Annotated in this window: 8 protein-coding genes; 6 read left to right on the top strand and 2 right to left on the bottom strand. The window is 68.9% G+C overall.

Annotated features, from left to right (window positions below; all coding sequences use genetic code 11):
• Positions 1 to 105 precede the first annotated feature (105 nt).
• The gene (locus ACFWMR_RS17630; protein WP_378379093.1) at positions 106 to 3363 is read left to right on the top strand and encodes a DUF7927 domain-containing protein; all 3258 of its coding nucleotides are present in this window, start codon (positions 106 to 108) and stop codon (positions 3361 to 3363) included.
• Positions 3364 to 3388: 25 nt separating this feature from the next.
• Here ACFWMR_RS17630 and ACFWMR_RS17625 read toward each other — a convergent pair whose 3' ends face one another.
• Positions 3389 to 3799, bottom strand: coding sequence for a RidA family protein (locus ACFWMR_RS17625; RefSeq protein ID WP_378379092.1), 411 nt, complete (start codon positions 3797 to 3799; stop codon positions 3389 to 3391).
• A gap of 112 nt (positions 3800 to 3911) precedes the next feature.
• Here ACFWMR_RS17625 and ACFWMR_RS17620 point away from each other — a divergent pair, with 112 nt between their 5' ends.
• A complete protein-coding gene (locus ACFWMR_RS17620) occupies positions 3912 to 4562 on the top strand; it encodes a maleylpyruvate isomerase family mycothiol-dependent enzyme (RefSeq protein ID WP_378277573.1) in 651 nt (216 codons plus the stop codon).
• A gap of 3 nt (positions 4563 to 4565) precedes the next feature.
• Here ACFWMR_RS17620 and ACFWMR_RS17615 read toward each other — a convergent pair whose 3' ends face one another.
• On the bottom strand, positions 4566 to 4892 hold the full coding sequence (locus ACFWMR_RS17615; RefSeq protein ID WP_093937174.1) for a rhodanese-like domain-containing protein: 327 nt from the start codon (positions 4890 to 4892) through the stop codon (positions 4566 to 4568).
• Between the two features lie 81 nt (positions 4893 to 4973).
• On the opposite strand from ACFWMR_RS17615, the gene ACFWMR_RS17610 reads away from it, so the two are divergent.
• The 4 genes from ACFWMR_RS17610 (at position 4974) to ACFWMR_RS17595 (ending at position 9617) form a co-directional block, all read left to right on the top strand.
• On the top strand, positions 4974 to 5549 hold the full coding sequence (locus ACFWMR_RS17610) for a TetR/AcrR family transcriptional regulator (RefSeq protein WP_378379133.1): 576 nt from the start codon (positions 4974 to 4976) through the stop codon (positions 5547 to 5549).
• A gap of 29 nt (positions 5550 to 5578) precedes the next feature.
• Positions 5579 to 5968, top strand: coding sequence for a hypothetical protein (locus tag ACFWMR_RS17605; protein WP_244199876.1), 390 nt, complete (start codon positions 5579 to 5581; stop codon positions 5966 to 5968).
• 95 nt (positions 5969 to 6063) lie between these two features.
• Positions 6064 to 8352 (top strand): protein translocase subunit SecD, encoded by a 2289-nt coding sequence (gene secD / locus ACFWMR_RS17600; protein ID WP_378379091.1) that lies wholly within the window; start codon positions 6064 to 6066, stop codon positions 8350 to 8352.
• Between the two features lie 77 nt (positions 8353 to 8429).
• Positions 8430 to 9617 (top strand): cation:proton antiporter, encoded by a 1188-nt coding sequence (locus ACFWMR_RS17595; RefSeq protein WP_093937177.1) that lies wholly within the window; start codon positions 8430 to 8432, stop codon positions 9615 to 9617.
• The last annotated feature ends 154 nt before the right edge of the window (positions 9618 to 9771 follow it).

Here is a 9771-nt window from a genome sequence, read left to right as displayed (position 1 = left end):
CCGAACACTGGTGACAACAAGTTGTCCAATGTGGTGACGTCGGAGATTCCGGGTGGGAACTGTCCGCCGGGTTCGACGGATCCGAAGTGCGGCACGATGACGCCGGTGTCCGGGTTCAAGATCGAGAAGGCCGTCGACAAAGCGTCGGCGAACCCGGGTGACGTCGTGAAGTACACCGTCACGGTCACGAACATCGGCCAGACCAAGTTGGTGGGTGCCACGTTCACCGATGACCTGACGCAGGTTCTCGACGACGCGGACTATCAGAATGATGGAGCCGCGACGATCGGTGCGGTCGTGTTCGCTTCACCGAAGCTGACCTGGACCGGCGATCTCGAAGTCGGGTCGACTTCTACGGTGACCTATACGGTGAAGGTGAAGAGCCCGAACACCGGTGACAACAAGCTGTCCAATGTGGTCACGTCGGAGATTCCGGGTGGGAACTGTCCGCCGGGTTCGACGGATCCGAAGTGCGGCACGACGACGCCGGTATCCGGGTTCAAGATCGAAAAGGCCGTCGACAAAGCGTCGGCGAACCCGGGTGACGTCGTGAAGTACACCGTCACGGTCACGAACACCGGCCAGACCAAGTTGACCGGGGCGACCTTCACGGACGATCTGACGCAGGTCCTGGATGACGCGGACTACCAGAGTGATGGTGCGGCGACGATCGGCACGGTGTCCTACGCGGCGCCGAAGCTGACCTGGACCGGTGATCTCGACGTGGGCGCGGTGTCCACGGTGACCTACACGGTCAAGGTCAAGAACCCCACCGCCGGTGACAACAAGCTCATCAACACGATCACCTCCGAAACGCCGGGCGGCAACTGTCCTCCGGGTTCGACGGATCCGAAGTGCGGCACCACGACACCGGTGTCCGGGTTGAAGATCGAGAAGTCCGTCGACAAGAAGTCGGCGAACCCGGGCGACGTCGTGAAGTACACGGTCGTCGTGACCAACACCGGGCAGACGAAGATCGCCGGTGCGACCTTCACCGACGATCTCACTCAGGTCCTGGATGACGCCGACTATCAGAACGACGGCGCGGCGACGATCGGCACGGTGTCCTACGCGGCGCCGAAGCTGACGTGGACCGGTGACCTCGGTGTCGGTGACAAGACCACGGTGACCTACACCGTCAAGGTCAAGAACCCGAACACCGGCGACAACCGGCTGAAGAACGTGGTGACGTCCGGGACGCCGGGCGGCAACTGCCCGCCGGGATCCACGGATCCCGCTTGTGGCACCGAAACCCCGGTGTCAGGCCTGAAGATCGAGAAGGCCGTCGACAAGAAGTCGGCCAATCCTGGTGACGTCGTGAAGTACACGGTCGTCGTGACCAACACCGGGCAGACGAAGATCGCCGGTGCGACCTTCACCGACGACCTGACCCAGGTCCTGGACGACGCCGACTACCAGAACGACGGCGCGGCGACCCTCGGCGCGGTGTCCTACGCAGAACCCGAGCTGACGTGGACCGGTGACCTCGACGTGGGCGCGACGGCCACGGTGACCTACACGGTCAAGGTGAAGAACCCGAACACCGGCGACGACAAGATGGTCAACGTGGTGACGTCGGAGACTCCCGGCGGCAACTGCCCGCCGGGTTCGACGGATCCGAAGTGCGGCACCACCACGCCGGTCTCCGGTCTGCTCATCAAGAAGACCGCCGACAAGAAGTCGGTCGATCCCGGCGACACGGTGAAGTACACGATCACCGTCACCAACACCGGGCAGACCGAACAGGGCGGTGCGACCTTCGTCGACGACATGACCGAGGTCCTGGACGACGCCGATTACCAGAACGACGGCGCGGCGACCATCGGCGGCGTCTCGTACACGGCGCCGAAACTGACGTGGACCGGTGACCTCGGCATCGGGCAGACCTCGACCATCACTTACACGGTGAAGATCAAGAACCCGGACACCGGCGACAAGAAACTGTCCAATGTGGTCACCTCGGAAACACCGGGCAACAACTGCCCGCCCGGTTCGACCGACCCGAACTGCGTGGCCGACGTGCCGTCCCGCGAGCTGACGGTCAAGAAGACGTCGGACAAGCAGACCGCGAACCCGGGCGACGTCGTCACCTACACCGTGACCGTCACCAACACCGGCAAGGTCGACCTGGTCGGCGAGGACGCCGCCCGGGTCACGGACGACCTGTCCGAGGTGCTGGACGACGCCGACTACGCCGGTGACGCCGTGTCGGCGCCGGTCGCCGGGACGTTCGCCTTCACCGCGCCGAACCTGGTGTGGACCGGCGATCTCCCGGTGGGGGCGTCGACCACGCTGAAGTACTCGGTGAAGGTGAAGAACCCCGTCACGGGCGACAACGAACTGCGGAACACCGTCAGCACCAACACCCCGGGCACCTGCCCGCCGCAGTCCGGCGATCCGGCGTGCTCGACCGTCACCCCGGTGCCCGGCATCTCGCTGGAGAAGAAGGCGGACAAGGCCACGGCGAACCCGGGCGACGTCGTCAAGTACACGGTGACGGTCCGCAACACCGGCAAGACGAAGCTCGCCGGCGCGACGTTCACCGACGACCTGACCGAGGTCCTCGACGACGCCGTGTTCCAGAAGGACGGCGCGGCGACGACCGGTTCGGTGACCTACGAGGAACCGAAGCTGACCTGGACCGGTGATCTGGAAATCGGGCAGACGGCGACGGTCACCTACAGCGTCAAGGTGACCAAGACCGATGGCGACGGCAAGCTCACCAACGTGATCACCACCGACACCCCGGGTGGAAACTGCCCGCCGGGCAGCAAGGATCCGAAGTGCGGAACGACGACGCCGTTGTCCAGCCTGAAGATCAAGAAGACGGCCGACAGGACGGAGGCCAAGCCGGGCGAGGTCGTCACGTACACCGTCACGGTGGAGAACACCGGGCAGGCCGCGGTGGACGACGCGACGTTCACCGACGACCTGAGCCAGGTGCTGGACGACGCCACCTTCGACGGCACCGCGAAGGCCAGTACGGGAACGGTCACCTATTCCGCGCCGAAGTTCACCTGGAAGGGCGAACTGAAGCCGGGGGAGAAGGCCACCGTCACCTACGCCGTCACCGTGCGGAAGCCGGCGACCGGTGACCACCGCCTGCGCAACGTGGTCACGTCCGACACCCCGGGCGGCAACTGCCCGCCGGGTTCGGACAACCCCGACTGCGGGACCGACACCCGGGTGCCGCCGACACCGCAGCCGCCGGACAAGCCGAACCCGCAGCCGCCGCCCACCCCGCGCCCGCCGGGCCTGGCCGTCACCGGTTCGCCGGTGAAGACCATGTCGATCCTGGCGCTGGGCATGCTGGCCATCGGTGCCCTGCTGCTCCTCGCCGGGAGGAGGCGCCGGGAGTCCTGACCTGACGCGGTGCCCCCGGCCCGGCTCAGCGCCGGGGCACCGCGACCAGCGCTTCGACCTCGACGACGAGTTCCGGTCGCGCCAGCGCCGCCACGACGATCAGCGACTGGGCGGGCCAGCCGGCTTCCGGGTACCAGCGGGTGAAGGTCTCGCGCATCGCCGTGCGGAAGCCGTCGAGGTGCTCGGTGCCGGACAGCATGCTGAAGATCTTGACCAGGTGCTCCGGGCCGGCGCCCGCGGCTTCGAGCAGCCGTTCGAGGTTGGCGAGCAACGCGCGGGTCTGAGACCCGGCGTCGGGGCCTGCCAGCTCTCCGTCGGGCAGTACGCCGATCTGACCGGACACGACGACGAGTTCGTGGTCGGCGGGAACACGGACCAGATGGCTGTACGGGCCGATCGGGGCCGCCACGGTCTCCGGACTCCAGCGCTGGATCATCGGTCCCCGTTTTCTCGACGCAAGGAATTCACCACCAAAGTATGAAGGCCGATGATTCCGCGCTCCGGCGGGAGTCTCCCCTTCGACGGACGATGACTGAAAGGGACTCCGGATGACTGGTGCAGGAACGAAGACCGACGTCTGGCCGCTGATCCACACCGAGCGGGAGGCGCTGGCGAACGATCTCGCGGGATTGACCGAAGAGCGGTGGGCGACGCCGTCGCTGTGCGCCGGGCTGACGGTGCGCGAGGTGCTCGCGCATCTCACCTCGGCCGCGACCCTGACGCCGCTGAGGTGGATGGCGGGGGTGATCCGCTGCGGGTGGGACTTCGACGAACAGGTCGCCATGCGGCTGGCCGAGCAGCTGGGTGAGGATGGCGCCGAGACGCTGGAGCGATTCCGTGGCGTCGTCACCAGCACGACGAAACCACCCCTGCCGAAGCTGGCGATGCTCGGTGAAACGATCGTGCACGGCGAGGACATCCGCCGTCCGCTCGGCATCCGCCGCGACCACCCGATCCCCGTGCTCACCGCGCTGGCCGAGTACTACCAGGGCTCGGACATGGTGGTGGAGGCGAAAGGGCGTATCGGCGGGTTGCGGCTGGAAGCGACCGACGGTCCCTTCACCGTCGGGTCCGGGCCGCTCGTCTCGGGCACGACCGTGGCACTGATCATGGCCATGACCGGACGGGCGGCCTACCTGGCCGAACTCGACGGCGACGGGGTTTCGATCCTGCGAGAGCGCGTCCCCTCGCGGGACTGAGACTCAGCCCCGTTCGAGGGGCAGGCCCGCGCCGGCCCAGTCTTCGATGCCCTCCCGGTACTTGCGGACGTCGGTGTAGCCGAGGGCGGTGAGCCGGTCGGCGACCTGCCCGCTGTTGGGACACGCGGGGTTCGAGCAGTAGGTGACGATGGCGGCGCCGCGATCGGGGAGCACGGTCGCGGCGTGCGCGTCGACGTCGGCGAGGACCAGGGGAACGGCGCCGGGCAGATGCCGCTCGGCGTGGTACTCGCCACCCAGCGCGTCGACCACCGTCACGGTCTTCGCGTCGATCGCGGCCTTCAGCTCGTCACGGGTGATGAGTGCGGTCATGTCGCTACCTCCAGTTAATCGGACTATAGTCCGCATGTGCCTCACGACCATAACGGACCGCAGTCCGCTTTCGCAACGTCGCTGGAACCGCTGCGTACGCCGCCGCCCAAAGAGCGCGCCGACGCCGCCCGCAACCGGGCCGCCATCCTGGACGCGGCCGCGTCGCTGTTCGCCGAGCACGGCGTCGAAGCGGTGTCGATGGACCAGGTCGCGGCGGCCGCGGGCGTGGGGAAGGGGACGCTGTTCCGCCGCTTCGGTGACAAGGCGGGGCTGGCCGCGGCGCTGCTGGACGCCCGGGAACGCGTGCTCCAGGAAGGGATCCTGCACGGCCCGCCGCCGCTGGGCCCCGGCGCGCCGCCGGTCGAACGGCTCGTGGCTTTTGCCGACGAGTACCTCGACTACGTCCTCAAGCATCTGCCGCTGGTGCGCATGTCGGAGACCGCCGCGCCGGGCGCGCGCTACCGCATCGGGGCCTACCGGTTCTGGCACCGGCACGTGGCGATCCTGCTCGACGGTGTCCCCGATCCCGAGCACGCCGCGCACGCCCTGCTCGCGCCGCTGGCGGCCGAACACGTGACCGCTTTGCTGCCGGAACTGGGGGAGGACCGCGTCCGCGCGGGGATCACGCGCCTGTGGCGGGAGGCCGGAGCCAAGTAGGGTGTCGGCGAGAACCCGGGAGTGTGTCGATGGTGGAGAGCCGGAGGTACCGGTCTGCGAGGCAGGCCGTGCTCGTCCTGCTCGCCGCCGTGCTGACCGCGCTCGGCCTGTTCCTCGCGCTGCACTCGGGTGATTCCGCCTCGGCGGACGAGTCACGCGGGGCGAACGCGACGGTCGACTCCTCGGTCTCCAAGGCCGTCGCGCCGGTGCGCGCCATGGGCAGGCTCGCCGCCGAACCCTCGCTGCTGGGTGTGCACGGTCACGGTGACCTGCCTCTCTTCGGGACCGTCCCGCACGGGCCCGCGTCCACGACCCTGCTGCGCCTCAGCGAGCTCCACGACGACGTCACTCCTCCCCGGCTCACGGCGAACCGCCTGGCGCTGGGTGATCGCGCTCCTCCTTCCCCGGTAGCCGTCTGAAGCTCCCGGGCACGTCTTCCGCGTGCCCGGACCGGGAATCCGCGTGCCTGCCTTTCGCTGCCGTGCGCGGGTGAATTCATCGAGGAGAAACCTTCTTGCCGCGCGAAACCGCGCGGCGGGGCATGACCGGGCGAGCCGTCGTCTCGCTGGTCATCCTCGCCGCGACCGTGTATCTGTTGCTGACCACCGCCCCGCGCCTGGGGCTCGATCTGCGTGGTGGCACGCAGATCGTGCTGGAGACCAAGGATTCGCCCACCGTCACCGCCGACGCGGAGACCACCGACCGGACACTCGAGGTGCTGCGCCGCCGGGTCGACGCGCTGGGCGTCGCGGAGCCCATGCTGGCCCGCTCCGGGGACAACCGGATCATCGTCGAACTGCCCGGCGTGCGGGATCCGCGCGAGGCCGTCGAAGTGATCGGCCGGACCGCGCAGCTGTCCTTCCATCCGGTGGTGGGTGTCGGGTCCGTCCCCGGCGAAAAGCCGGACACCCGCGTCCTGCCCGACGAGAGCGGGCAGCCGATCACGCTGGGGCCAGCCGCGCTGACCGGCGAAGGCGTCGACGAGGCACGTTCGTCGATCGATTCGCAAGGTGGCGGCGGCTGGCTCGTTTCCGTCGACTTCAAAGGGGACTCCGGTCGTGCCTGGGAAAGACTGACCGGGCAGGCGGCCTGCTCGCCGCCCGGTGACCCGGCCCGCCGGGTCGCGATCGCGCTCGACGACAAGGTGATCTCGTCACCCCAGGTGAGCCCGCAGGTCGCCTGCGGGGTCGGGATCGTCGGCGGGAGCACGCAGATCACCGGGCAGTTCTCCCCGGCCGAGGCGAAGGACCTGGCGTTGCTGATCAACGCCGGCGCGCTGCCGACGCCGGTCGAGATCATCGAACAGCGGACCGTCGGTCCCACGCTCGGTGCCGCCGCGATCGACGCCAGTGCCCGCGCCGCCGTGATCGGCCTGGCGCTGACCGCGCTGTTCCTGCTCGCGGTGTACCGCCTGGCCGGACTGGTCGCCGTGGGCACGCTGGTGGCCTATGCCGCCGTGTCCTACGCCGCCCTGCTCGCCGTCGGCGCGACACTCACCTTGCCGGGACTGGCCGGGTTCGTCCTGGCCATCGGCATGGCCGTCGACGCCACCGTGCTCGTCTTCGAACGGGCGAGAGAGGAACACTCGGTCAAACGCGGTGGTTCGCTGCCGCGCTCGGTCAGCCGCGGGTTCAGCGGCGCGTTGTCGGCGATCGTCGATTCGAACGTGACCACCCTGCTAGCGGCGGGGCTGCTGTTCTGGCTGGCGTCCGGCCCGGTGCGCGGATTCGGGGTGACGCTGTCGATCGGTGTCGTCGTCGCCCTGTTCATCTCGCTCGTGCTCACGCGCTTGCTGCTGCACCTCACCATGCGGGGCTTCGTCGCGCGCAAACCGCGGCTGTCCGGGCTCACCCACGAGGGCAAAGTCCGCCAATGGGTGAACCGGCGTGATCCGGAGTTCCTCGGCAAGCCGAAACGCTGGCTGATGGTCGCGGGCGCCGTCGTCATCGCCGCGATCGCGGGACTGTTCGTGGCGGGGCCGAACCTCGGCGTCGAGTTCACCGGCGGCAGGGTGATCGAGTACAGCACTTCGTCGCCCGCCGACGTCGAGCAGGTCCGTGACGCGGTCTCCGACGCCGGCTTCCCCCGCGCCGTCGTGCAGATGTCCGGTGACAAGGACATCGCGGTCCGTACCGAGCCCATCGACGAGGACGCCACCGAGCGGATCCGGACGGCGGTCGCCGGAGTCACCGGCGACGCGACCGAGATCCGCGACGAGCAGATCGGCCCGAGCCTCGGCGCCGAACTGCGCACCAAGGCGGTGATCGCGCTGTGTCTCGCGGTGCTGGCGCAGCTGATCTACCTGGCGGTGCGGTTCGACTGGCGGCTCGGGCTGGCCACGGTGGCCGCGCTCGCCCAGGACGTGCTGATCATCCTCGGGATCTTCGCCTGGCTGGGCAAGTCCATGGACGGCGTCTTCCTCGCCGCGCTGCTGACGGTGATCGGCTACTCGGTCAACGACTCGGTGGTGGTCTTCGACCGGGTGCGGGAAGTGCGGGGCCAGCGGCGCAAGGAACCGTTCGCCCGTGTCGTCGGCACGGCCGTGCTGCAGACGCTGCCCCGGACGATCAACACCGGAATCGGCGTGCTGTTCGTGCTCGGGGCGCTGCTGTTCCTCGGGGACGGTTCGCTGGCCGACTTCGCCCTCGCGCTCCTGCTGGGGCTTGTCGCGGGCACAGTGTCCACTGTGGCCACCGCGGGGCCGGTCGCGATCCTGCTCGACAGGCGGTGGCCGGGGGCCGGGCGTCCTGCCCGCGAGGCGTCGCGGACACAGAAGCGCGACGACAACGGCGCGGTGGTGTGACCGGCGTTCCTTTGTGGACGGCCTCTATGCTCGTTCCCGGTGGCAGGGGAGTCCACCGGGAACGAGGGGCGGGGTAGATGATCCAGAGCGTGCTCGTCGGCGCTGTCGTCGTGCTGGCTTGGACGATGACGGCGGCACGGCTGGAACGGTGGCAGATCACCGCGCCGATGGCGATGGTCGCGGCGGGGCTGGCGATCGGGTTCAGCACCCGCAACGATCTCGGCAACGGGCTCAACACCGAGATCGCGCTCAACGCGGCGGAACTGATCCTCGCGCTGCTGCTGTTCGTCGACGCCACCGCGGTCAAGGGCGGCTATCTCGGTCATGACGCCAAGACCGCGGTGCGGCTGCTGCTGATCGCGCTGCCGCTGACGATCCTGATCGTCATGGGCGTCGGCCTGCTGGTGCTGCCGGGCCTCGGCTGGACGGTGATCCTGCTGATCGCCTGCATCATCGCGCCGACGGACTTCGCGCCGGCGACCTCGGTGGTGCACGACGTCCGGGTGCCCGAACGCGTGCGGCACCTGCTGAACGTCGAAAGCGGGTACAACGACGGCGTCGTCGCCCCGGTGTTCATCTTCGCGCTCACCCTCGCGGGGAGCAATCATCAGGCGAACACACCGGGCGAGGCGCTCCAGGCCGCGATCCCGGCGGCGTTGCTGGCCGTGCTGGCGGGCTCCGTCATCGGCGCGGTGGCCGCCGTGGCGATGAACGTGACGGCCAAACACGGCTGGTCGACACGGCACTCCGCGCGGGTCGCGGCCGTCGCTTTGCCGCTGCTGACCTACACCGCCGCCGTCGCGATCGGTGGCAACGGTTTCGTCGCCGCGTTCATCTGCGGCATCGCCTACAAGACCGCCCGGCACCCCGGCGAAGACGAACTCGGGCTCGCCGAGGACGTCAGTTCGCTGTGCGGCCTGCTGATGTGGTTCGTCTTCGGCAGCACCGCGGTGCTGGTGCTGTCCTTCGGCCTCACCTGGGGCGTGGTGATCGTCAGCGTCGTCGCGCTGACCGTCGCCCGGCTGATCCCGGTGCTGCTCACCTTGCTGCGCACGGACTTCCGGTGGCGGGACCGGATGACCATCGGCCTGCTGGCGCCGCGCGGCGCGGCGTCGATCGTGTTCGGTTTGCTGGCCTACAACTCGCTCGACGGCGACGCGGCGGACGTCGCGTTGAGCGTCATGGCGGTGACCGTGCTGGCGAGCGTCGCCGCGCACGGTGTCGGGGCGTCGGCGTTCCTGAACCGCAAATCCAAGACCTCCTGAGGCGGGTGAGCCTGTCCCGAGCGCCACGCTTGGGACGCTCACCGTCTCGAACGTGGCGCTCGGGACGTACCGGCCTGACGTTCGGGGCGGCAGGTACGAGGCTGGCGGTTCCGCTGGGGTGGTGGCGGCGGGGTTCCCAATGTCGCATTTGTGT

Source organism: Amycolatopsis thailandensis, assembly GCF_042723255.1.
Taxonomy (GTDB): Bacteria; Actinomycetota; Actinomycetes; order Mycobacteriales; family Pseudonocardiaceae; genus Amycolatopsis; species Amycolatopsis thailandensis.
Note: the sequence above shows the minus strand (reverse complement) of the source record. Positions and strands in the feature narration are given on the sequence as shown.

Excerpts from the sequence above, each read along its gene's own strand:
- ACFWMR_RS17605 (WP_244199876.1), top strand. The coding sequence starts at position 5,579 with ATGGTGGAGAGCCGGAGGTACCGGTCTGCGAGGCAGGCCGTGCTCGTC.
- ACFWMR_RS17595 (WP_093937177.1), top strand. The coding sequence starts at position 8,430 with ATGATCCAGAGCGTGCTCGTCGGCGCTGTCGTCGTGCTGGCTTGGACG.
- ACFWMR_RS17620 (WP_378277573.1), top strand. The coding sequence starts at position 3,912 with ATGACTGGTGCAGGAACGAAGACCGACGTCTGGCCGCTGATCCACACC.
- ACFWMR_RS17625 (WP_378379092.1), bottom strand. The coding sequence starts at position 3,799 with ATGATCCAGCGCTGGAGTCCGGAGACCGTGGCGGCCCCGATCGGCCCG.
- ACFWMR_RS17615 (WP_093937174.1), bottom strand. The coding sequence starts at position 4,892 with ATGACCGCACTCATCACCCGTGACGAGCTGAAGGCCGCGATCGACGCG.